General features: G+C 65.3%; 26 protein-coding genes. 10 read left to right on the top strand and 16 right to left on the bottom strand.

Annotation, left to right across the window (positions count from 1 at the left end; translation table 11 throughout):
• Positions 1 to 65 precede the first annotated feature (65 nt).
• From ACFC0O_RS43795 to ACFC0O_RS43780, 4 genes are all read right to left on the bottom strand, one after another.
• On the bottom strand, positions 66 to 710 hold the full coding sequence (locus ACFC0O_RS43795; RefSeq protein ID WP_375968214.1) for a plasmid pRiA4b ORF-3 family protein: 645 nt from the start codon (positions 708 to 710) through the stop codon (positions 66 to 68).
• Positions 711 to 778: 68 nt separating this feature from the next.
• Positions 779 to 1,399: an NERD domain-containing protein gene (locus ACFC0O_RS43790; RefSeq protein WP_375968213.1), complete on the bottom strand. Its 621-nt coding sequence runs from the start codon at positions 1,397 to 1,399 to the stop codon at positions 779 to 781.
• Positions 1,400 to 1,498: 99 nt separating this feature from the next.
• Entirely contained in the window at positions 1,499 to 2,116 is a 618-nt protein-coding gene (locus ACFC0O_RS43785; protein ID WP_375968212.1) for a DUF4352 domain-containing protein, read from the bottom strand.
• 76 nt (positions 2,117 to 2,192) lie between these two features.
• Positions 2,193 to 2,507 carry a hypothetical protein gene (locus ACFC0O_RS43780; protein ID WP_375968211.1) on the bottom strand — a complete coding sequence of 105 codons (315 nt, stop codon included), beginning with the start codon at positions 2,505 to 2,507 and terminating at the stop codon, positions 2,193 to 2,195.
• 165 nt (positions 2,508 to 2,672) lie between these two features.
• Here ACFC0O_RS43780 and ACFC0O_RS43775 point away from each other — a divergent pair, with 165 nt between their 5' ends.
• The 7 genes from ACFC0O_RS43775 to ACFC0O_RS43745 all read left to right on the top strand — a co-directional run bounded on the left by ACFC0O_RS43775 (position 2,673) and on the right by ACFC0O_RS43745 (position 11,178).
• Positions 2,673 to 4,697 (top strand): N-6 DNA methylase, encoded by a 2,025-nt coding sequence (locus ACFC0O_RS43775; RefSeq protein ID WP_375968210.1) that lies wholly within the window; start codon positions 2,673 to 2,675, stop codon positions 4,695 to 4,697.
• Positions 4,687 to 5,955, top strand: coding sequence for a hypothetical protein (locus ACFC0O_RS43770; RefSeq protein ID WP_375968209.1), 1,269 nt, complete (start codon positions 4,687 to 4,689; stop codon positions 5,953 to 5,955). The genes ACFC0O_RS43775 and ACFC0O_RS43770 overlap by 11 nt, the downstream gene beginning before the upstream one ends.
• A 36-nt stretch (positions 5,956 to 5,991) precedes the next feature.
• Positions 5,992 to 7,431 (top strand): protein kinase, encoded by a 1,440-nt coding sequence (locus ACFC0O_RS43765; protein ID WP_375968208.1) that lies wholly within the window; start codon positions 5,992 to 5,994, stop codon positions 7,429 to 7,431.
• 250 nt (positions 7,432 to 7,681) lie between these two features.
• Positions 7,682 to 8,473, top strand: a complete 792-nt coding sequence (locus tag ACFC0O_RS43760; RefSeq protein ID WP_375968207.1) for a hypothetical protein — start codon at positions 7,682 to 7,684, stop codon at positions 8,471 to 8,473.
• Positions 8,473 to 9,543 (top strand): helix-turn-helix domain-containing protein, encoded by a 1,071-nt coding sequence (locus ACFC0O_RS43755; RefSeq protein WP_375968206.1) that lies wholly within the window; start codon positions 8,473 to 8,475, stop codon positions 9,541 to 9,543. Before ACFC0O_RS43760 ends, ACFC0O_RS43755 begins: the two co-directional genes overlap by 1 nt.
• 115 nt (positions 9,544 to 9,658) lie before the next feature.
• On the top strand, positions 9,659 to 10,198 hold the full coding sequence (locus ACFC0O_RS43750) for a hypothetical protein (protein ID WP_375968205.1): 540 nt from the start codon (positions 9,659 to 9,661) through the stop codon (positions 10,196 to 10,198).
• Positions 10,199 to 10,200: 2 nt separating this feature from the next.
• Positions 10,201 to 11,178, top strand: a complete 978-nt coding sequence (locus tag ACFC0O_RS43745) for an exonuclease domain-containing protein (protein WP_375968204.1) — start codon at positions 10,201 to 10,203, stop codon at positions 11,176 to 11,178.
• A 4-nt stretch (positions 11,179 to 11,182) separates the two neighbouring features.
• Here ACFC0O_RS43745 and ACFC0O_RS43740 read toward each other — a convergent pair whose 3' ends face one another.
• From ACFC0O_RS43740 to ACFC0O_RS43720, 5 genes are all read right to left on the bottom strand, one after another.
• Positions 11,183 to 11,485, bottom strand: a complete 303-nt coding sequence (locus tag ACFC0O_RS43740; RefSeq protein WP_375968203.1) for a hypothetical protein — start codon at positions 11,483 to 11,485, stop codon at positions 11,183 to 11,185.
• Between the two features lie 307 nt (positions 11,486 to 11,792).
• Entirely contained in the window at positions 11,793 to 12,119 is a 327-nt protein-coding gene (locus tag ACFC0O_RS43735) for a hypothetical protein (RefSeq protein WP_375968202.1), read from the bottom strand.
• Positions 12,120 to 12,133: 14 nt separating this feature from the next.
• Positions 12,134 to 12,397 (bottom strand): hypothetical protein, encoded by a 264-nt coding sequence (locus tag ACFC0O_RS43730; RefSeq protein ID WP_375968201.1) that lies wholly within the window; start codon positions 12,395 to 12,397, stop codon positions 12,134 to 12,136.
• Positions 12,394 to 13,773, bottom strand: a complete 1,380-nt coding sequence (locus ACFC0O_RS43725) for a hypothetical protein (RefSeq protein WP_375968200.1) — start codon at positions 13,771 to 13,773, stop codon at positions 12,394 to 12,396. Before ACFC0O_RS43725 ends, ACFC0O_RS43730 begins: the two co-directional genes overlap by 4 nt.
• Positions 13,773 to 14,093, bottom strand: a complete 321-nt coding sequence (locus ACFC0O_RS43720; protein ID WP_375968199.1) for a hypothetical protein — start codon at positions 14,091 to 14,093, stop codon at positions 13,773 to 13,775. Before ACFC0O_RS43720 ends, ACFC0O_RS43725 begins: the two co-directional genes overlap by 1 nt.
• A 114-nt stretch (positions 14,094 to 14,207) precedes the next feature.
• On the opposite strand from ACFC0O_RS43720, the gene gcvT reads away from it, so the two are divergent.
• On the top strand, positions 14,208 to 15,308 hold the full coding sequence (gcvT, locus tag ACFC0O_RS43715) for a glycine cleavage system aminomethyltransferase GcvT (RefSeq protein WP_375968198.1): 1,101 nt from the start codon (positions 14,208 to 14,210) through the stop codon (positions 15,306 to 15,308).
• A 204-nt stretch (positions 15,309 to 15,512) separates the two neighbouring features.
• Positions 15,513 to 16,613: a branched-chain amino acid aminotransferase gene (locus ACFC0O_RS43710; RefSeq protein ID WP_375968197.1), complete on the top strand. Its 1,101-nt coding sequence runs from the start codon at positions 15,513 to 15,515 to the stop codon at positions 16,611 to 16,613.
• Positions 16,614 to 16,697: 84 nt separating this feature from the next.
• Here ACFC0O_RS43710 and ACFC0O_RS43705 read toward each other — a convergent pair whose 3' ends face one another.
• The 4 genes from ACFC0O_RS43705 to ACFC0O_RS43690 form a co-directional block, all read right to left on the bottom strand.
• Positions 16,698 to 17,411, bottom strand: a complete 714-nt coding sequence (locus ACFC0O_RS43705; protein ID WP_364644054.1) for an MBL fold metallo-hydrolase — start codon at positions 17,409 to 17,411, stop codon at positions 16,698 to 16,700.
• 100 nt (positions 17,412 to 17,511) lie between these two features.
• Positions 17,512 to 18,588 carry a homoserine O-succinyltransferase gene (locus tag ACFC0O_RS43700; protein WP_375968196.1) on the bottom strand — a complete coding sequence of 359 codons (1,077 nt, stop codon included), beginning with the start codon at positions 18,586 to 18,588 and terminating at the stop codon, positions 17,512 to 17,514.
• A 124-nt stretch (positions 18,589 to 18,712) separates the two neighbouring features.
• Positions 18,713 to 19,684: a carbohydrate kinase family protein gene (locus tag ACFC0O_RS43695; RefSeq protein ID WP_375968195.1), complete on the bottom strand. Its 972-nt coding sequence runs from the start codon at positions 19,682 to 19,684 to the stop codon at positions 18,713 to 18,715.
• Positions 19,685 to 19,887: 203 nt separating this feature from the next.
• On the bottom strand, positions 19,888 to 20,238 hold the full coding sequence (locus tag ACFC0O_RS43690; RefSeq protein WP_067565240.1) for an iron-sulfur cluster assembly accessory protein: 351 nt from the start codon (positions 20,236 to 20,238) through the stop codon (positions 19,888 to 19,890).
• Between the two features lie 174 nt (positions 20,239 to 20,412).
• On the opposite strand from ACFC0O_RS43690, the gene ACFC0O_RS43685 reads away from it, so the two are divergent.
• A complete protein-coding gene (locus ACFC0O_RS43685; RefSeq protein WP_375968194.1) occupies positions 20,413 to 21,090 on the top strand; it encodes a DUF3043 domain-containing protein in 678 nt (225 codons plus the stop codon).
• Between the two features lie 43 nt (positions 21,091 to 21,133).
• Here the strand turns inward: ACFC0O_RS43685 and ACFC0O_RS43680 are convergent, their stop codons facing one another.
• Genes ACFC0O_RS43680 through ACFC0O_RS43670 form a run of 3 tightly spaced genes read right to left on the bottom strand, consistent with a single transcriptional unit; the run spans position 21,134 to position 21,632 of the window.
• Entirely contained in the window at positions 21,134 to 21,277 is a 144-nt protein-coding gene (locus ACFC0O_RS43680; RefSeq protein WP_375968193.1) for a hypothetical protein, read from the bottom strand.
• On the bottom strand, positions 21,277 to 21,513 hold the full coding sequence (locus ACFC0O_RS43675) for a hypothetical protein (protein ID WP_375968192.1): 237 nt from the start codon (positions 21,511 to 21,513) through the stop codon (positions 21,277 to 21,279). The genes ACFC0O_RS43680 and ACFC0O_RS43675 overlap by 1 nt, the downstream gene beginning before the upstream one ends.
• Positions 21,510 to 21,632, bottom strand: a complete 123-nt coding sequence (locus ACFC0O_RS43670) for a hypothetical protein (protein WP_364644037.1) — start codon at positions 21,630 to 21,632, stop codon at positions 21,510 to 21,512. The genes ACFC0O_RS43675 and ACFC0O_RS43670 overlap by 4 nt, the downstream gene beginning before the upstream one ends.
• Positions 21,633 to 21,680 lie beyond the last annotated feature (48 nt).

The following is a 21,680-nucleotide window of genomic DNA, read 5'->3' as shown; positions in this document are numbered from 1 at the left end:
GCGGGTTCTCCGGTCTGATCGCCCATCCGTGAGGGTCTGAATAACGAGATCAACGGGGCGAGCGCCTACTTCGCGTTCCTCCCATACCCGAACACGCTGTTCAGGTGCCAGTTGATCTCTTCGATGACGAAGGGGCTGGGTTCCGCTTCGTAGGAGTCGGAGGTGATGGCTTCCGGGGTGATGTGGTCGAAGGAATCGTCTTCGTCGTTCCAGATGGATCTGCGGGAAGAGTATTCGTATCGGGGGATGCCGCCGGAGGTGTCGGCGGGGCAGTCGCGCATGCCGCCTGTGCAGCGGGCTCGGGGTGTTTTGGCGGTGCGGGGGAGGAGTTCGGTGAGGACCAGGTGGTGGGGCCAGGGGTCTACGAAGTCGTAGAGGTAGTAGAGGGTGTCGCCGGGGGTGGTGAGGAGTTCGTCGAGGCGGACCTGGTTTTCGGGGGTGGCGGGGTCTCCGGCGGCTACCGCTTCGGGGGAGATGTAGCGGTCGGTGGGGGTGTCGATGGTTGGGCCGCAACGGAATTCGTGGTGAGCGCGGTCAACCCGGCCGAAGGATGCGCCGAGTACCTCGTGGAGGTCGTGCAGGAAGAGTTCGGAGGAGACGTCGAGCCAGCGGTAGAGGGGTGGGTCGGTGCCGGCGATTGTGGCGCGCAGGCGGAAGGTGACCGGCTTTTTGCGGCGCGGTCGGCGGTGGGACGGCTGTGTGTCGGCCACAGGGCGAGAGTAGTTGGTGAAGAGCCCGCGGCGGATTGCGACGATGAATGCTGCTGCGGCGTAAGGGGCTAGCTGCCGTCTGCGGGCTCGGTGAAGAGGCGGTTCACGAGGGAGTGCAGGTCGCCGCAGTTGGCGGTTGAGCTGGTGATGCCGGTCAGTTCGAGGGATTCCTCGAGCGCTGCCACGCGGTCCGCGGTCATTATGTCGCGGGCGTTGTGGGTGGGGCGGGACAGCATGCGGATCAGGTCTGGGACCTTGTGAGTGTGGCGGAGGTCGAGGCGGGGGAGGTTTACGCGTAGGGAGTCGTTGGTGAAGCAGATCGAGGGGCGGAAGTAGGGGGATTCGCCTGTAGTCAATAGAAGGTGGCGCAGGGCTGCGCCCTTGTGGATGGCCAGGGTCATCGGGTTGCCGTGCGGGATTCGGGAGCCGTCCTCGGTGTGCTGAACCCAGACGCCGTGCCATTCGTCTATGGCTCCGCGCCAGGATTTGAGTTCTATGAGGTGTACGCCGCTGGGGGCGGCCAGTAGCAGATCTACCTCGAACAATGTGCCGCTGCGGGTGGCGAAGGTGAAGTTGGACCAGGCGCGCCAGGGGGCGCGGTCGGGGAGCGATTCGCGGATTCGGTCCAGGCCGCGGCGTTCGTGTTCGAATGCGGATTCGGTTACTGCGGTCCAGCGGGTGTGATCCATTGGGCGACCTCATGGGGCGAAACGGCTTTCGGTGAACGTAGCTCGATGTACCGACAGAAACGTTGAAACCCCCAGGTGGGCTGGGGGTTTCGGAGTACGTCAGTGCAGTGACACCGTGGTGCCGCCGCTGAACATCGAGTCGTGCAGGACGATGTGGTCGGGGACCGAGTCGGCGGGGAGGTCGTAGACGACCTGGGCGGTGATTTTGTTGCCGGGGTTGACGCTGGCGTAGAGGCTGGTGTCGGACTGGAGGTTGATGGCGGCGGCGGTGTCGTTGCTGAATTTGCGGTTTTTGGCGTCGTAGACGTATTGGTCTGTGGGGGAGAAGGATTGGGGTTTGTCGGAGGTGTTGGTGATGGTTATGGAGATGATGGTGTAAGAGCCCTGGGCCGTCTTCTGGAGGAATTGGTTGTCGCCCACCGTCTTTACGCCGGACTGGACTTCGGTGACTACGAACTCGAATTTGCCGTCGCGGACCGGGGTGTTCAGGCCGGGGAGGGGCTTGCTGGGGTCGACTCCGGGGGTGGATGAGGAGGAGGACGAGGAGCCCTTGGTCATCAGCGCGCCGCCGATGCCGCAGACGGCCACGATCGCCGCGAGAACGATCAGAATCGTTCGGAGCGTGTGGGACTTCTTGGGCGGCGGGCCGGGCTGCTGGTACTGGGGGTAGCCCTGCGGGGGGAGTTGGCCGGGGTAGGGCTGATTCGGGTGGGACATGAGGTTCCTCTGGGCAGGTCTGGGAGGTCCCCGGTCGTTGACCGGGGACCGATTGCGTTGGGGTGGAAGCGGAGGGTTACTCGGCGACCCAGTTGCAGCCGCTGACGTCGACCACGTCGCCGGCGTTGAGCTTCACGAAGGAAGCCCCGGTGTACGACTGGATGTCGATCAGCTCGGAGGACTTCGCGCCCTTGTACGGCAGCCAGGTGATGAAGCAGGAGCCGTAGTCCTGGTCGCGGGGGCCGTCGGTGCGGTAGGTGCCGGGCTGAACGTCCTGGCCCACTACCTGCTGGCCCTCGTGGAGTTGGGTGGCGGCGGCGTTGGCGGTGCCACCCATGGCGAGGGTGGTGATGGCGGTGGCGGCGAGGAGGGCGATGGCGTTGCGGCGCATGGGTTTTCCTTCATTCAGGGGTTGGAGATCGGGTGGCCGGGTTCGGCTCTGTCCCGCTGATGCAAAACCGTAAGAGACGGTGAAAACATTGTCAACACGAAATCTGTGATTGATTTTTGCTCATGTGTCCAGCAGTCTGGGGGGAACGTTTACGAGAGGAGGGGTATGTCGAAGCCCGCTTCAGCGGTCAGTGCCGCGGAGATTTCGCGGTTGGCCGATGTCACGCGTGCCACGGTGAGCAACTGGCGTCGGCGGCATGACGACTTTCCCAAGCCGATTGCCGGGAGTAGTGAGGCTCGGCCGCAGTTCGACCTGCGGGAAGTGCAGGAATGGCTGGTCGAGCACGGGGTTGAGGTTTCCGAGTCGCCGGTTACCGAGTTGCGGACGTTGGTGCGGTCGCACACCACGCCGGATGCCCTCTCTCAGCTGATGGCGGGGCTTCGGGCCTCGAAAAGGACGTGGAGCGCCGACAAGCGAGCCGATGTACACAGTCGGATCGATGTACACGGCGAGACGGATGTAAACAGTGGAGACAGCGTCGCCGAGCTGCTGCTGTTGCTGGGGCGCGCGGCAGCTGCGGACGGTAATCGCGCCGCCCTGGACGTTCTCGCGGAGCGTGCGCTGGAGGACACCGCGGCGACGGGTGTGTACATCACGCCGGAACCGGTCGCGAAACTGATTGCGGCCCTGCTTGATTCGCCCTCCGTGCCGAAATTGCGGAGCGTGCTCGACCCGGCTTGCGGGAGTGGATCGCTCCTGTTGGCGGCGGCCGGTATCGGCGCGGTCGAGCTTTACGGTCAGGACGCGCTGTCCGTGCAGGTTGAGCGCACTCGCTTGCTACTGGAAGCCGAGACCGATCTCGAACCCGTTGTACGCGAAGGTGATTCACTCACCGCCGATGCGTTCGAGGATCTGCGCGTCGACGCTGTGGTCTGCAACCCTCCGTATGGACAACGCGATTGGGGCTCCGGTGAGCTCGCCTTCGACACTCGCTGGGATTACGGCACACCCCCGCGCGGTGAGCCGGAGCTGGCCTGGGTGCAGCACGCCATCGCGCACCTGCGACCCGGCGGCACCGCCCTGCTGCTACTCCCACCTGCGGTGGCGACCCGCCCCTCCGGCCGCAAGATTCGCGCGGGCCTGGTGCGAAAGGGCGCGCTACGCGCGGTCATAGGACTCGCGCCGGGTGCGGCGCAACCGTGGCATGTGGGTCTGCAGATCTGGGTACTGAGGCCGGTGCGGGCGGGTGAGACTGCCTCGGAAACAATGCTTTTCGTCGATACGACGGCACTTCCGGCGGCCACAGAAGGCATCGACTGGGAATCTGTCACAGAGTCGACGCTGAAAGCATGGCGAGCCTTCGACGGCGAGAACTCCAGCACCGCAACAGTTTCCGGTCTCGCCGCCACGGTGCGCCTGGTCGAGGTGCTGGACGATGAAGTCGATCTGACCCCGGCACGATACGTCCGCTCCTCACTGGACTCGGATACGGTCTCGGATCAGGTCGATGACGCGATTCGCCGACTCTCCAGCGTGGCAGCCGAACTGGCCGAGGTGACGGCCGCACTCGGCGGCTGGTCCGGCACCACAGCCAAGTCCTGGCGCTTCGTCTCCATCGCCGATCTGGTGAATTACGGCCAGCTGGAATGGATTCGAGCCTCACCGCCGAGCACCGGCAGGCAAGCGGATGACTCGCGCGCCATCCTCACCGCTCCCGATGTCGCCACCGGGAGCCCGGCCTCGGGTAGCTTCAGCAACTCCGCTCCGGAGACCGAAGTGGAAATCCGAACCGGAGATGTGCTGATCCCAGCGGTCAGAAGCGACCGAACCGGCGGCCGCAGTGCGCGTGTCGCCGGTCCTGAGGATGCGGGGTCGATCCGCGGTCCACACGTGCACCTGTTGCGAGCCGATCGGGATCGGCTCGACCCTTGGTTTCTCGCAGGCTTCCTCACCGGCGCGGAAAACGTCTCCGCCACCAGAACATCCACCATCAGATTCGATCCGAGCCGCCTGCGTGTTCCGGTACTCAGCCTCGCCGAGCAGCAGCGCTACGGCGAAACCTTCCGCCACCTGTTCCTACTGCGCGGCGCGGCCCGCCGAGCCACCTACGCCGCGGAGAGCGTCGCGGAATTGGTGACCACCGGGCTCACCGCCGGAGCGCTCGCACCGGATGAGAAGGATGAGAACTAATGCAGGGGCGTACATCCGCTACTCGCTGCCGAGCGCTGCTACGGTTGCCGATGACCGCAATGGGAGTGCGGGCAGTGAACGCGTGGGGAGGCAGGCCGTGACGGGGGATATCGCCGCTCATCCGGGCTATCGCTCGTTCGCGGAACACGAATTCGATGCCGTCGTCCACGATCCGGCGAACTTCGGGCGTGCGCGCTGGGCCACGGTCGAACGGGCGGCGGTGTGGCTGCGGGAGTGCCTCGGACATGCCGAGACGGGCGGGTTGGTCGCCGTGGCCATGCCGTCGAGTGCGGCGACCGGACCCGACTCGCGTGCGCTGCGAAACATGCTGCTGCGCAACGGAGTGCTGCGCGGCATTATCTCCGGATTGCCCGACGCACCGGATCTGTGGCTGCTTCGGCAGAGTGACACACATCCGAGCCATGTGCTGCTGATGGATGCGCTCGGTGAGCCCGGGCTCGCCTCGAATGCCTGGCGCGGTTTCGAATCGGACCCGGCGCACCCTGACGCCGTGCCCTATGCGGTGCGGGTGGTCGACCTGCTCGATGATCGAATCGATCTGGCTCCGCGCAATCTGATGGGTGATCCGTCGGCCGAGTATTCCGCGCTGCGCACCGCACTGGTGGGACAGCGGATTTGGGAGCTGCCGTCGCTGGAGTCGAATAGTGCTGAGCACAGCGCGATTTCGCTGGAGGAACTCGTCGACGCGGAGGCTGTGACCTGCTTCGAAGCGCCGCCGACCGTCGCCTCGGAATCCGGCGAGACGCCTTTGCTCTCGGCGAAGGATGTCCGCCTGGGCCGCCCTGCCTCACGCTGGGGGAACACGGATGCCAGCGGCGCGATCACCGTCCGCAAAGGCGATGTGGCCGTGGTGATCAGCACCGAACCCGCCGTCCGCGTCTGCGCCGACGACGGTGCGCTACTCGGCTCCGGCATCCAGTTGGTGCGCACCAATGCCAAAGCCGTCGATCCGAATTTCCTCGCCGGTGTCCTGCGCGCCGCCGTGGACGCGGCGGACGGCAATCACGTCGACCTCTACCAGGTCGCGGTGCCCAGAATCCCGCTCGCCGAACAGCGTCGCTACGGTGCCGCCTTCGAACAGCTGACCGAGCTGGAAACCGCCTGGCAGCAACAACGTTCGACCATGGAGCGCCTGGTCCGCACCGGATTCCGCGGCCTCGCGCAGGGCCTGCTGCGGCCACCGGATCAACAGCCGGCACCACCCGCACAGTCCCCACATGGCGGCGGTGGCGAGTAGCGTGTCGGATTTCCTGAATTCACGGAGGTAGGTGCGGTGCAACCGCAGGTCGTCGGCGGCCGGTACGAGCTGATCAGTGAGATCGGCGCGGGCGGCATGGGGCAGGTCTACGACGGCTTCGACCGCCACCTGCGGCGGCAGATCGCCGTGAAGTTCACGCATCCGAGTCTGGACAAGGATCCGGATTGGACCAAGCGCTTCTTCCGCGAGGCGGAGTTCATGGCGCAGATGCGGCATCCGGGGCTGCCGATGATCCATGACGCGGGGATCGAGCCGGGGACGCCCGAACGGCCTTACCTGGTAATGGAATTCGTGAAGGGCGTTACGTTCGATGACCTGCTCGATCGGCGGGGTCCTTTGCCCGTCGGGGTGGTCGCATCGCTGGGGTCGCAGGCGGCAGCGGTGCTCGCGGCCACGCATCGGAATCGCATCTACCACCGGGATTTGAAGCCGTCGAACCTCATGCTGTGCGATGACGGGACCGTGAAGGTGCTCGATTTCGGGCTCGCGGTGTCACTCGACGCGGACAAAACCCGGTACACCAGCACCGGACACACCTTGGGCACACCGGCTTTCATGGCACCGGAGCAGGTTGAAGGCGGAACCGTAGTGCCGCAGACGGATCTGTACGCGCTGGGCCTGGTGCTGCACGAATTGCTCACCGGCGACCGGGTTATGACGGGCAGCTCCCCATATGTGGTGTGGCAGAACCAGGTTCATCAGACTCCGCCCGATATCCGTTATGAGCGGCCGGAAGTCCCTGTCGAGTTGGCGCGGTTGATCATGGCCATGCTGGCCAAATCACCGGATCAGCGGCCCGATGACGCGGCGACGGTGCACTCGGTGCTGCTGCGCTACGCGACGGGAGTGGGGTCGCTGTCCGAGGTCAGTGACCCGCTCAGTCCGGCGCATATGTATGCCCGGGCAGTCGCTGCGGGCGGCTCATCGCGGACCGCTCAGACGGTCGTGTCTCCTACACGCGTATTGCGCAATTTGCCGGAGAAGCCGCGAACCGTCCCTCCCACACCGGTTCCCACCGATTTCAGCCGCGGCGATCTGCAACGCGCCATGCGCCGCGCGCGCGATTTCGCCGATGACTCGCGCTACGACCCCGCCGTGCACGAATTGCAAACCGTGGTGGACAAGGCCCTGCCCCGATTCGGCTCCCGCGACGCCGATGTCGTCGAAGCCCGCCTGCGCCTGGCGGACCTGCGCTTCGAAAGCGTCGACTATGCCGGTGCCGCAGACCTTTACCGCGAACTCATCGACGACCTGACCGCCGAACGTGGCCCCTACGACGACCACGTCATGTACTGCCAGCGCCGTCTCGCGGCCTGCCACGTCCATACCGGCGACGTCAAAGCCGCCCTCACCCGCTTGAAGCGACTGCACAGCCAGATGGCCGTCCGCTACGGCGAACAGGACAGGCGCGTCATCGAATTGGCCGCACAGATCGGTCATATCAAGGCCAACTGACCACAAAGGACCGACTAGTCGTTCTCCTGTGACTGTGAGCGTTTCACATTCCCGCCGGAATCTGTGTCATCGCAGCCGCTCTGCGACGCATACTTGACTGACAGCACGATCGCAGGGGGTGCGATGGGCGGCGTTGGCGAATCGATCTTCTGAGCGTTGCTGGTTGAGGGCAACGCGGCCCAGTTCATTCGACGATCAGGCAGTCGGCGGCCACGAGTTCGAGCGCCGACGAGCTCGGGTTGGAGCGGGGATGACCGAGAAGCAGGAGGTCGTGTCGGCCTTCGAGCGCGATGGCGTAACTGCGGGGATTCGATGGGCCTACCGGTCCGCTATCGCAGAGACGATGGAAATGTACGCGGCGCGCGCGGGTCTCGACGAAACCTGGGTGGGCACCACCAGATACACGTTGCTGCGTGATCGGCTGGACCGAGTTTTCAGCTGTGAGCGCTTCGGTGCCGGAGCGGGCAGCGCTGGGGTCGAGGAAACTCCCGACTCGGCTATCCGTGACCTCGGTGACATGCCCGAACTGGATATCGACCTGGTTGCTCGCGACGGTCTGAACGGAAGCCCCGGATGGGTCCATGGGAAGCGTCGATTCCTGTTGGCCTCCAGCAAGTTCGGGCAGATCAACCATATTCCATGGCCGCAGAAGAGCCGGACGAAACAGGGGGTGGCGCGACAATCCGATCCCGATTCCGGTCAACAGTCGCTCTTCGATCCCTTCGCTCCCGACGAGATCGACGGGTTGGCGGCGGTCTCCGCCGCATTGGCGGAGCGGGAGCTGGATCTGCCGACTTTCGTTGTCGCACACAGTCTTGATCGATTCACCGGCGAGCATGAACTGGTCATCGGCCGTCCGCAATTCAACCTCGGCGGCGGTGATGCCTGGGTGTGGCAGCACAATCTGCTCGATCCGCCGGACAGTGCCGTGGCCGGGCCGAGTGGTCCGCCGCCGATCGGCCCGGATCCCGTCCCCGATGCGCCGGTGCGTTTGCGCGGGCCGGTAGACGACCAGCGAACCGAGCGTGGTACTGCTGGATAGTGACCGTACGGACGCCGAACGTCGAAAGGGCAATGGAGGTTTCGGCCTTCTTCGACGGTGCCAGGTTGACATTGGCGCGGCATTTGTCGGGAATGCGCAAAAGCGAACTCGCGGAATCGCTCGCTCGGAGTGTGAGCGAGGTGTCCGCCTGGGAATCCGGGATGCGGCGTCCGCCGGCGTCCGCGGTGGCCGAGCTGGCGCTCGGCCTGGCGATTCCCGCGGAATTCCTGATGATGCGCCCGGACCCGATACTCAGTACGACACCGCATTTCAGATCGCTCCGGTCCACCACGCAGTTGGACCGTGATCAAGCGTTCGCGTACGGGCGACTCGCGGCCGAGGTGACTTCGACCCTGGAGAGCCGGGTGGAGTTCCCTCGGATCGAGGTTCCGCGAATAACGGTCGCCATCGACGATTTGGACAGTGCCGCGCCTGAACGTGCTGCTCGCTCTGTTCGCGAGGCGTGGGGTCTCGGTAGTGCGCCGATACGTCATGTTGTTCGCTTGGTCGAGAACCATGGTGTGCTCGTCATTTTCGGCTCGGCTCGAACGGCGGCGGTTGCCGCCTACTCTTTCGAGGGTGCGCACCGGCCGATTGTGGTGCTCGATCCGAATGTGGATGATCCGCACGGTCAGCGATTCGATGTCGCACACGAATTGGGGCATCTGGTTATGCATTGTGATGCTGAACCAGGTCATCGGGTGGCTGAACTCCAGGCGGACCGTTTCGCGGCGGAGTTTCTGTTGCCGAGTGCGCAGATCGGGGACTCATTCGCGACCGGCGGTGCTGGCGGCCGACCGGTTGATCGGGAGGTTGGCACGGCGGTTGCGCCTGTGATCGAGCAGCCGTCATTGCTGCCGCGTGCGCTGGAGCTACTGGACGAGATCGGTATCCATAGCCACCACTTGATCGAGGAGTGCCGGGTTTCGGACGCGGATTTTCGTACCGTGACCGCGCGCTATCCGGTTGCGCGGCATGTGAGAACGCCTTCGTTGCGTAATGACTCCAGCTATGCCGATCGGGTGGTCTCGATGGCGGATTGGTCGCACATGAAAAGCGAGTCGACCTGAACCCGCCGGTCGGAAGCTGTTGATCTCGAACACTTTTGAAATAGCCCTCGATGACCTGTCGGACCCATGCCCTATGGTGTCGGATGCAGAGCATCCGCAGCGACCTCGGAGCGTCATGACCAGTGCGACTCAGACCGTTTTGTCCCTTGTGGTGGTGCTCGACAAGGTGGGAGACCGGTTGGTTGTTTGGCATGTGAATGTTGGTCGGGCCATGGGGCTTTCGCGGCTATCGGGCGCTTGGGTTGTCGGGGACGATGAGGGCGCGGCGATCGCTACGCTCACCGGCGGATATGACGCCGTGTGGTGCGATGAGGTTGCCGACGGGGTTGCGACGGGCGGTGTGGTGGACCTCGATGCGACGGTGGCGGCTGCGCGTGCCGAGGTCGATGCGGTGGACGAGCTGTTCACCGAATATCAAGAGACGCAGGGGAATAAGTTGATCCGGCCGGAATGGCCGGAGTTGGTGCACCCGGTGCATGCGCGGCAGTTCTTGTACGGGATGGATGAAACCGTGAGGGAGGCACTGATTTTGGCGCGCGGAATCGCTGATTTGGCCGACTCGTGGGCGGATTTCGAATCATTGCGGGTGGCAAGAGCTTTCCTCGCCGAGCATGGCGGGCCTGCCGCGCGTCCGTTGCCACTCGTGGTGCGGTGACGATGCCGGGACTGTCGTTCGCGGCAATCGACGTCGAGACGGCGAATTCGTCGCGCGGCAGCATTTGCGCTGTAGGCGTGGCGATCGTTCGCGAAGGCGTGCGGCTGGCCACGCATTCCTGGCTGTGCCGTCCACCTCGGTCGGTGGATTTCTTCTCCCACCACAACATTCGCGTCCACGGCATCTCGGCCGGAATGGTCGCGGATCAACCGGTCTTCGCGGCGCGATTCCCCGAGGTGCTCCACGTGGTAGCCGACCTCCCGCTGGTCGCCCACAACGCGGGCTTCGACAGCGGAGCGATCCGCGAAGCCTGCCGCCACAGCGGAATCGACTCCCCGAGTTGGGATTTCAGCTGCAGCCTGGCAATGTCCAGGCGGCACCTCGACCTCGACAGCTACCGCCTCCCCGATGTCGCCGACGCACTGGACATCTCGCTACTGACCCACCACGACGCGGCAGCCGATGCCACAGCCGCCGCAGACATCGTCCTGGCCCTGGCCGCCCGCACCGGAATCAATTCCCTCGGCGATCTCGAACGTCTCGGAACCGATCGCCCCTACCGCCCCCGAGCCACAGCGCGCCGAGCGGAAGCCCGCCGCTCGGAGACTCTCCACACCGAAACCCCTCGCCCCCGCCGATCCTTCTTCGCCCGCGAGGAACTGGTGCTCCCGGAAATAACCGGCACCGACCCCGCCCACCCCCTGTACGGCCAAACCATCGTCTTCACAGGCGATCTCACCACCCTCACCCGCCAGGAAGCCTGGAACATCATCGCCGCCTGCGGCGCCACCCCCGCAAAGAACGTCACCAAACGCACCACATGCCTGGTCATCGGCGACGGCTTCACCGGCACCGACGCCTCCGCCTTCACCACCACCAAGGCCCACCGCGCGGCCTATCTCCGGGCACAGGGGCAGCCCCTCCAGATCTTGGATGAACAGCACTTTCTCGCAGCACTTCAGCCCGTGACGGCGCGCTGAGCAGTCAGAGCAAGTGCTCGCGGAACCAGACTGTGCCCAGCAGCAATCCGATGAACGCCAGCGCGCTGAGGAACGTGACCGCAAGACCCACGGCGACTTGGCGTGGCCTACCGCCGATCCCGTAGAGCACGGCGACAACCAGGAGTTCGACCAGAAAGAACAGCACCAGAAAGAAGTTCGCGAAGCCGAGAGTGAACAACGATGTCACGTTCAGGAAGCCGCCGATCGCCGCGCTGACGAAAGACGCTCTGCCGAATAGAGGCGCACGGGCCGGATGGATCGGCTGACGATCGTCGAACTCGGTCACCATACGATCCCGACTCCGCTGTACAGGAGAACTTCGAATGCCGTTGTGACAAACCATGTTCCGGTGGTCGCGGCTGCGGCCCATACGACGGGCCGTTGAATACCGGGTCCTCGCAGGAATAGCAGCACCGCAACGAATGCGCTGATACCGGTTGTGATTAGAAACGCGCGAAATGGGAGGTCGGGACCGTCCACGTCGATGAGCGCGACGCTCGTCGCGAAGATCGCTGATTGCACGACGAGAAGTATTGCGACACTCAATGTCGCGACTTTCCAGGTTCGCTCTTCCGAGGCTGCTCGCACCGACATCACACTGTGGACCTGCGGCGTACGGCCCACCAGATCGCGGCGACGACCAAAGCGAAGGGGCCGATGATCAGGACCAGGAGGATCGTCGCGTAGGAGCCGATCACCATGAGAACGGGCAGGCCGCCCACCAGTGCGCCCAGTCCGATCTGCCGACATCGGCCAGGGAAGAACAGGAGTCCCGCGCAGATCAGCAGGTAGGCGAGTGACCAGATGGCGTGATCGGTCATCGCGTCTCGGTAGTGGCGGTAGGAGAACAGGCCGATCGCGCAAATCGCCACGGCGGCGATGAAGCCGGCGGGGCCGAACCAGGTGCGTGAATTCGTCACTGCCGGTGCGGTATTCATGCTGCCGCCCAGAAACACACGATCGCGGCGATGATGCCGGGAGCGCAACCTCGGATGGTCGGCGTCGTCGAACGAGAGAACGCGAGGGCGGCACCGAACATGATGACGCTTGCCGCGATCGCCGCCATTGTCACTCGATCCAGGATCGCATCGATCGCGACTACGAGCGCGTACTGCACAACCAGTGCCACCGGCAGCGATAGCGTCGCCGATCGCCAATACCCGGGTCCGGCGGATATTGCGGCGCGCGTTGTGCTCATGCGACCCCCTTCGGAAGTGGAATCTGATGCACCATCGGTGGATTGGAGACCGGTCCGGCGGCGGTGCCCGGGTAGTCACGGGCCGGCGGTAAGTCGCCGCCGGACCACGGGTACTCCATGAACGGCCGGAAGGCGTTCGCACCGAACCCTACGTTGTGGTGGTCGGGCAGATTCGTAGCCGGGCCGAGCGCGTCACCGGTTTTCGCGTTCTCCAGCGCGACGGTGTGCGACGCGCCGTTGGGAGCGTCTTGGTAGACCTCCAGCCACGGATAGTTGGTGCGAATACCGTTCACCGAAACACCGTCCGAACCGGGGGAGAAGACCAGGTCACCGTTGACCGAGTGATCCCAGGGATCGAGGGCATCCGGTGCGGCGAAAGGGTTCTTGCAGCGGTATTGCACCCGCACCGAGCCGTCGCCGGCCTGCCAGACATCTGCCTGTGGCTCGGCCACTTTCGCCTCCGGATCGCCCAAATACGGGTTGGTCACGGAGGGGTTCTGGCGCATGACCACCACGCCGTTCTCGTAGTCGACGTATGTGGTCACACGGGCATGTTCCGGATCGAAATTCATATCGTTGGTGCGGCCGTCACCGCGATCCCAGGAGGGAAAGTTGAATACGTCGCCGCGCTCGATGTACTCGGCCGCCCGGACAACGCCCTGCCCTTGAACGGGGTTGATGCGCACGACTTTGATCTCGGGTCCGATGTTTTGGTATTTGGGGTCGTAGCTCTTCGGGTTCAGTACTTCCGCGGTCGCCCAGTCGGTCGGGCTCGTCGGCGGATGGCCGAACATCTGCTGGAAGGCCGCCGCCGAGGTGCGGATTCGCTCCGGGTCGGCGCGGGTGTCGTTCTTCTTGTCGGCCTGGATGACGGCGTTCGCCGCGGCCAAGGCGGTTGCCGGGGCCATGGCTTCGAGTTCGCCGTTGGCCGCGGCGATCTTCGCGCCCCATTCGGCATCAGCGGCGAAGAGGGTGGAGGCCAAGCCCGCCAAGCGGGAAAGTTGCACGCCCGCTTCGGAATTCCAGTCTTCTACGCCCTCGATGGACCAGTCGTCGCCGATGGAGACCGGTGGGTGGACGTAGTTGAGGATGATGGATTTGATGGTGGCGATGAGGTCGGCCATGGCGTTTGCCGCTCCGGCGCAAGCTGTTGCCAGGTCGTCGTATGCCGTAGCGATGGCGCGCATTTGGGTTTGTTCGGCGTCGGCTTTGGCCTCGGCGGATTGGCGGGCTGCGCCCTGCCAGAGGAGGTCGTGGATGGTGGCGTGCATGGTGCCGGAGGCTTTGACTATGGCGTCGGCGATTTGGGTGGCGTTGGTTGCCGTGGTGGCGTAGCCGGAGATGTCCCAGGTGAGGACTTGGAGTGGGGTGGGCATCAGCGGCCTGCGTGGGGGTCGCCCGAGTTGATGTCGGTGAGGGCGGCGATGCGGGTGGCGGCGTCGGTGTCGGTGCCTCGGTAGGTGTCGGCGGCTACGACGAGGGTGGCGGAGAACTCGTTGAAGCGGGCCTTCAGGAGGTCTTTGGCCTTGCGGCTGAGGTTGTCGGATTGCGACAGGGCGGCTCCTGCCGCTGAGCCTGGCATCTTTGCGGCAACCGGTTCGGCGCCCAGGTGGGGAGCGCGGTCTATATCGCCGGGGAGCAGGGCAAGCGCGCCCGCGGCGGCGCGGAGGCCGTCGGGGTTGACTTCGAATGGCATGGTGCTCCCTCAACTGCAAACTTCCGGCAGACTCTATCGCAGGTTGCTATGACCAGTCTGCCGGGAATTGCCCGGATCACAACCGACGGGTCAGCGGCGGATAAACTCCAGCGCGTGACCGACGAGAAGCTGTTGCAGGGGCCCATCCACAACGTCCACGTTGAGCTCGGGGCGACGTTCGCTCCGTTCGGGGGGTGGGAGATGCCGGTGTCGTATGCGGGGACCGTGGGGGAGCACACCTCGGTTCGGACCGCGGTCGGGCTTTTCGATGTCAGCCACCTCGGGAAGGCGACGGTCGCGGGTCCGGGGGCCGCGGCGTTCGTGAATTCGGCGTTGAGCAATGACCTGAATCGGATTCGGCCCGGAAAGGCGCAGTACACGCTGTGCTGCACGCCCGAGGGCGGCGTGATCGACGATCTGATCGCCTACTACGTCAGCGATGATGAGATCTTCCTCGTGCCGAACGCGGCGAATACCGCTGCGGTGGTTGCCGAATTGCGGAAGCAGGCGCCCGAGGGAATCACCGTCACCGATGAGCATCGTGGCTACGCGGTGTTCGCGGTGCAGGGGCCTAAGTCGGCGGAAGTGCTTGCGGCGCTTGGGTTGCCGACCGATATGGAATACATGGCGTACGCCGACGCCGAGTGGGAAGGCCGCCCGGTGCGCGTGTGCCGGACCGGGTACACCGGCGAGCACGGCTACGAGCTGCTCCCGAAATGGGATGACGCCGAAGCGGTTTTCCGCGCACTGGTCACTCAGGTCCAGGCCGCGGGCGGTCAGGCTGCCGGGCTCGGCGCGCGTGACACGCTGCGCACCGAGATGGGCTACCCGCTGCACGGACATGAACTCTCCGTTGACATTTCGCCGCTGCAGGCGCGCACCGGCTGGGCCGTGGGCTGGAAGAAGCCGGAGTTCTGGGGCAAGGCCGCGCTGGAGCAGGAGAAGGCCGACGGGCCGAAGCGAATCCTGCTGGGGCTCAAGGCACTCGACCGTGGCGTGCTGCGCCAGGGCCAGGCCGTGATGCGTGGTGACGAGCAGGTCGGCGAAACCACCTCCGGCACTTTCTCGCCCACCCTCAAGGTCGGCATCGCCCTCGCCCTGCTCGACACCGCCGCCAAGCTCGAGCCCGGCGATGAGGTCGAGGTCGACGTGCGCGGCCGCCGCCTCATGTGCGAGGTCATCCGCCCGCCCTTCGTCGAGCCGCACACGGCCTGATCGCATCGATCCCAGTGTGGCTCACCGCGCCGCACAGGGACGGATGACGTACCTGCGATTGGTTGGCTGACATCGGTGCTGCGGCTTTCGCCCGCCCTTGTCGGCCCACCTCACACCGGTCGGTTGCTCAGGTGCGACGCGCCCGGGTTAGCGGGTGGGTGGGCGGCGGCGCGTCCTTCTCGGCGGCGAATTAAACTCCCGAGCATGACAGTTGCCGCGCAGTTCACCCGCACCTCGCATCCCGCGCCCACCTCGGCGGAGCGTCGGCAGGAGATTCTCGCGGCGCCCGGGTTCGGGCGGTTCTTCACCGATCACATGGTGTCCATCGACTACATCGATGGGGAATGGGTGAATCCGCAGGTCGAGCCGTATGGGCCGCTGTCGATGGATCCGGCGACCATGGTGTTCCACTACGGGCAGGCGATCTTCGAGGGGCTCAAGGCGTATCGGCAGGCCGATGGCAGCATCGCGACCTTCCGGGTCGATGCCAATGCCGCGCGGTTCCGGCGGTCCGCGGCGCGGATGGCCATGGCGGAGTTGCCGGATGAGCTGTTCATCGAATCCGTGCGGCAGTTGCTCGAGATCGATTCCGAATGGGTGCCGCCCGCCGGGGGCGAGGAGTCGCTGTATCTGCGGCCGTTCATGTTCGCCACCGAGGCGGGGCTGGGCGTGAAGCCCGCGAGTGCCTACAAGTACCTGCTGCTCGGGTCGCCCGCCGGCGCGTATTTCCCGCGCGGTGTGAAGCCGGTGCGGGTGTGGCTGTCCACCGAATACGTGCGCGCGGCTCCCGGTGGCACCGGTGAGGCCAAGGTCGCGGGCAATTACGCGTCATCGCTGCTGGCGCAGCAGCAGGCTTCCGAGCAGGGGTGCGATCAGGTCGTGTGGCTCGATGCCATCGAGCGGGCGTACGTCGAGGAGATGGGCACCAACAACCTGTTCTTCGTGTTCGGCACCGGATCGCAGGCGCGGCTGGTAACGCCGGAACTGTCGGGTTCGCTGCTGCCGGGTATCACCCGTGATTCGCTGCTGACTCTCGCCGCTGATTCGGGGTATCCCGTTGAGGAGCGCAAGATTTCGGTGGAGGAGTGGCGCAAGGGCGCTGAATCCGGCGAGATCTCCGAGGTCTTCGCTTGCGGTACCGCGGCGGTTATTACACCGGTCGGCACGGTGAAGTCCGCCGAGGGCGAATTCACCATCGGCGGAGGCGAACCCGGCGAGGTCACCATGGCGCTGCGGGACACCCTGACCGGTATCCAGCGCGGTACCTTCGCTGACAGCCACGGCTGGATGCGTACCCTGGCCTGAGCCTCAGACGCTGAAAAGCGCCCGCCCCGAATGAGATTCGGGGCGGGCGCTGTGCGTTCGGGGTTGGACTTCGCCGACCAGAAGTCAGCTGGGCATGAAGATCTGCCACTCTTCGAGCGTCTTCGGGCGCATGACGTAGTTCTTCTCGACGATCTTGGTGAGCTCGGCGCTGGGCTCCTCGGAGTACCAGTGGCCCGGGTACACCGTCGGATTGCCTTGCAGCTCAGCGAGATACCGCAGACTGCGGAACATGTCGTCGGAGTTGCCGCCTGGGAAGTCGGTGCGGCCGCAGCCGTCGACGAACAGCGTGTCGCCCGCGATCAGCCGTCCGTCGAACAGGAAGCACTGGCTGCCCGGCGTATGCCCGGGCGTATGCAGCAGTTCGATCTCGAAGCCGCCGACGGCGACCTTGTCACCATGCGCGTGCCCGGTGAGCTCGCTCGGCGCGATGCCGGTGACATTCGCGACCCAAGGCAGCTCTTCGGCATTGACGTGCACCGCCACATCGACCTTCTCGAGCAGCTCCTTGACCCCGCTCAGCGTGAAGCCGAGCATGGTGCCGCCGACGTGATCGGGATGGTGATGGGTGGCCAGCACGCCGGATAGCCGCATACCGTCCGCCTCGGCGATCTCCACCAGATCCGCGGCGGCGTACGCCGGGTCGACGACCACGCAGTCACCGGTATCCCGATCACCGATCAGGTACGCGAAGTTCCGCATCTGGGTGGCGATCGGATCACCGACGGCCCAGTCGCGTCCAGCGAGCAGCTGACGAAAATACAAACGGTCGGAGCCCATGCCGAACACCCTATTGCCTCGGGCACGATCGAATGTGCGGTACCCCCATGGAAGTTGGACTGTCGCCCAGTCGAAATATGACGGACATGTCCGCGCGCGATTACGCGGACAGTGCTTCCGGATCGGAGGATGTCATGCCGAAGGCCGACTCCGTCGCGATCCCGCGCCGATCCCGCACGGCCGCCAGCCAATTGGCGAAGAACACGCGCGAGTACGTGGACCAGTCGTGCGCCACCCGGGTGTGATCCTCGGGGAGGACGAGATCGTCGAGCACCGCCGGATCGCGACTGATCCGGACGAGTTCGGTGAGCGCGACGATCTGCTCGTGCGCTTCGGCGGGGAAATAGTCGACCGGAATCTGCGGGAACGGCAGTGAAGGATCCGCGATCCACCGGCGTAGATCCCGCCGGTACTCACGCGCCATGGTGTCCGGCAGATACTCCGGATGCCCCTGGATGAACACCTGCCGCAACCCCGCGGGCCCGATGGCGAGCTGCCACTCCGCCTCTTCGGAATCGAGCAGCACGGTGAGCCCGGCGGCGCGCAGATCCGCCGAAGCCATGACATTCCACCGCGAATGCGGCACCCGCACCGGCGTGGCAAGCCCGTCGGTCAGCACCGCCTCGGGCCCGGAATACGCTGTGCCCGTACCCATCTCCAGATCGAGCAGCCCCGACGTATGCACGCGATGATCGAACACCCCGTGCTGCCGCCGCGCGAGCCGATGCCGCCGCACCCCATGCAGCAGATACAGCGCGGCATGCGCGGACTGGCAAGAGAACAGCAGCGAACTCCCCGCGCACTCACGCATCAGCCGATCGATGATCGCCAGACACGGCTCATCGGCGATATCCGAAGCGGTCGGCTCACTCCCACTGATGATCAGCCCATCCATCGCCGCGAGCGCCGCCCAATCAACCGCATCCGGCGACCCGAGCGGGTCGATCCCGAAACAGCTCAACTCGATCCCGCCGAGCGAATCATCTTGATTGACAGCGGTTTCCGCCCATTCCACGGGCGTAGGGTCGGCAAACGGCAAATCCGGTATCGCCCAGCCGAGTCGTCCGCTCGCTCCGCGTACCGCCTCGGCGAACACCCGCCGCGTCATGCTGTCCGGCCGTGACGAGATCAGATCCACAATTCCGATCTTCACCACAGTGCCGACCCGTACCACCATCATCAGGTCCTTCGAAAACTGTCCAACAACGAACAAGAGCCGACGACCGGGTCAGGCGTCAGCACAGAAGAAACCGCACGCCGATCGTGAGATCAGCGTGCGGTACAAACAAGTCCAGCAGGTGTCAGCGAAGAATCGCTTCGATTTCGGATGCGGCGTCGGGGCCGTAGGCCTCGCGGAGGCGCTTGAGGGCGACGTCCTTGTCGAGGGTCCATTCCTGGGTGCCGACGGTCTCGAGGATGAGAACGGCGATGAGGGAACCCAATTGGGCCGAGCGCTCCAGGGACAGGCCGGAAGAGTGGCCGGTGAGGAAGCCCGCGCGGAAGCCGTCGCCGACGCCGGTGGGGTCGACCTTGGCGTTGTCGGGGACCACGTCGACGTGGAGTTCGGTGCCGTCGCGGTCGACGATCTTGGCGCCCTTGGAACCGAGGGTGGTGACCCGGATGCCAACGCGCTCACCGATTTCGGCTTCGGTGAGGCCGGTCTTCTGCAGCAGCAGGCCCCACTCGTATTCATTGGTGAACAGGTAGGCCGCGCCGTCGATGAGGGACAGGGCCTGTTCGCCGTCGAGGCGGGCGAGCTGCTGCGACGGGTCGGCGGCGAACGGAATGCCCGCGGCGCGCGCCTGTTCGGTGTGCAGCACCATGGCGTCGGGATCGTTCGCGCCGACCAGGACCAGTTCCAGCTCGCGGCCCGAAGCCAGTTCGCCGATGGAGATTTGGCGGGCTTCGCTCATCGCGCCGGGATAGAAGGACGCGATCTGCGCCATGGTCTCATCGGTGGTGCAGACGAAACGCGCGGTGTGCGCCTCGGTGGAGATGCGCACGGCGGAGCAGTCCACACCGCTGGTCTCGAGCCACTGGCGGTAATCGGAGAAGTCCGGTCCGACCGCGCCGACCAGCAGCGGGGTGCGGCCGAGCAGGCCCATGGCGTAGGCGATATTGCCCGCCACGCCGCCGCGGCGGATGACCAGGTCGTCGACGAGGAAGCTCAGGGATACGTGCTGGAGTTGGTCGGCCAGCAGCGCATCGGAGAATTTCCCCGGAAAGCGCATGAGGTGGTCGGTCGCGATTGATGCGGACACGGCGATGGTCACGGGCGTCGATCCTTCGGTGACGTGCGCTGCGCACACCTATTCGAGACGAGGCAGACGCGGGGCCGGGGGGAGCGAACCGATGGGTCCGCACTTATGAAAATACCCTGTCCGAGACAGGAAACTCCAACTTGCGGGCGGGTTAACCCTGAGCACACAACAGCGCGGAACCTCCGGGAAGGGGGTTCCGCGCTGGTCGAGCTATATCAGTTGAAGCTGTCGCCGCAGGCGCAGGAGCCCGTGGCATTCGGGTTGTCGATGGTGAAGCCCTGCTTCTCGATGGTGTCGACGAAGTCGATCGAGGCGCCCTGGATGTAGGGGGCGCTCATGCGGTCGACGGCCAGCTTGACGCCGCCGAATTCGACGACCAGATCGCCGTCGAGGCTGCGATCGTCGAAGAAGAGCTGGTAGCGCAGGCCGGCACAGCCACCGGGCTGTACGGCGATGCGCAGCGCGAGGTCATCGCGGCCCTCCTGATCGAGCAGCGCCTTCGCCTTGGCGGCAGCGGCGTCCGTCAGAGTCGCACCATGAGTGGTGGTCTCGTTCTGCACAGTCATGAACTCTCCTAAAGGACCTGTTTTCAACCCGTGAGAAGGGGCACGGCTCAACGCCTGTCAACGCCACTTCGCGGGCGACTATTCCCAATCCTACGCGGCGGTCATTCTGCCAGCAGTTGCAGGGATTGAGCGGCCGCGCGCGCAAAACGGGCGGACCAGGTTTTTCCGGCGGGCATGCCATCGAATAGCCTGGTCGCCGTGAAGTTCCTGCGCCGTGGCGAATCCACTCCCACCTCCGACACCCCTGTCGTCGATGCCGGTGGTGCGGCGACGGTCGCGGAGCGCCCGTCCACCCCTGGTAAAGGGCGGCCCACCCCCAAGCGCCGCGAGGCCGAATCCCGGCGTCGCGGGCCGGTCGCGCCCGCGCCTGCCACCTCGAAGGAAGCGCGTGCGCGCCGCAAGGAGCTACGTGGTTCCCGTGCGGATCGCAAGGTCGCCTCGGCCGAGCGCAAGGCGTCGGTGCAGGATCGCCGGGCGCGCATGCTCGCCGGTGAGGAGCAGTACCTGCTGCCGCGCGACAAGGGTCCGGTGAAGGGTTACGTGCGCGACATCGTGGATGCGCGGCGCAATCTGCTCGGCTTGTTCATGCCCCTTGCACTCGTGCTGATCCTGAGCATGATCCTCTCGCCCGCACTGCAGGCGATCGTGACGCTGGCCATGCTGGTGATGATGGTCTTCATGATCATCGAGGGCATCATCCTCGGCCGCATCGTGAATCGCCGGGTGCGCGAGCGCTTCCCGGATGCCACCGAGTCGAGCTTCTCGCTGGGCTGGTACTCGTTCGTGCGCGCCTCGCAGATTCGCCGCATGCGTGCGCCGAAGCCGCGGGTCAGCGCGGGGGACAGCATCTAGATTCTCGCGAAACGACGAGGGCCGCCGAATGATTCGGCGGCCCTCAGTCATTGTCGGGGTCGGTGTCGTGATGACACGGTGGTTCGGGCGGCTGGTACGGGTGTTCGTCGCCGAAGTGCACGGCCGTGGCGTGCGTGCCCCACTGTCGCGGGGCCGGGCCGACGAGCGCCAGGGACAGCCAGCTCATCAGCCGTGCTCGCGCATGCTCGAGATGGCGTGCAGTTCGAGGGCGGCGCGATCGTGATCGCGGTCGATGACGCCGGTGGATCCGCTGTGGCCCCAATCGGATTCGCGATGGAACGGTACGGCGCGGCCGGCGGCGGCGAACAGGGTGAAGAGTCGGCTGAACATGGCCTTCGCCTTGGGTTCGGTCTCGGTCTCGGTGGCGGTGTGCAGGGCGTGGAAGTGGCTGATGGTGGTCATGCGCATGCCTCGTTCTCATCGGTGGATTCGGTGCTGTCCCAGGCCATGGCGGCGTAGGTCAGGTAGCCGAGGGCGCTCATCGCGGTTCCGGCTGCGGTGATTGCGGTAAGGGCTTGCATGGCAGTAAGTTTTCTCTAATGCAGTTACTGCCAACAGTGGCAGTTCTG

The organism is Nocardia sp. NPDC056100 (genome assembly GCF_042266325.1).
Classification (GTDB): Bacteria; Actinomycetota; Actinomycetes; order Mycobacteriales; family Mycobacteriaceae; genus Nocardia.
The sequence above is the reverse complement of the archived record's forward strand: the minus strand, read 5'-3'. Positions and strand labels throughout refer to the sequence as shown.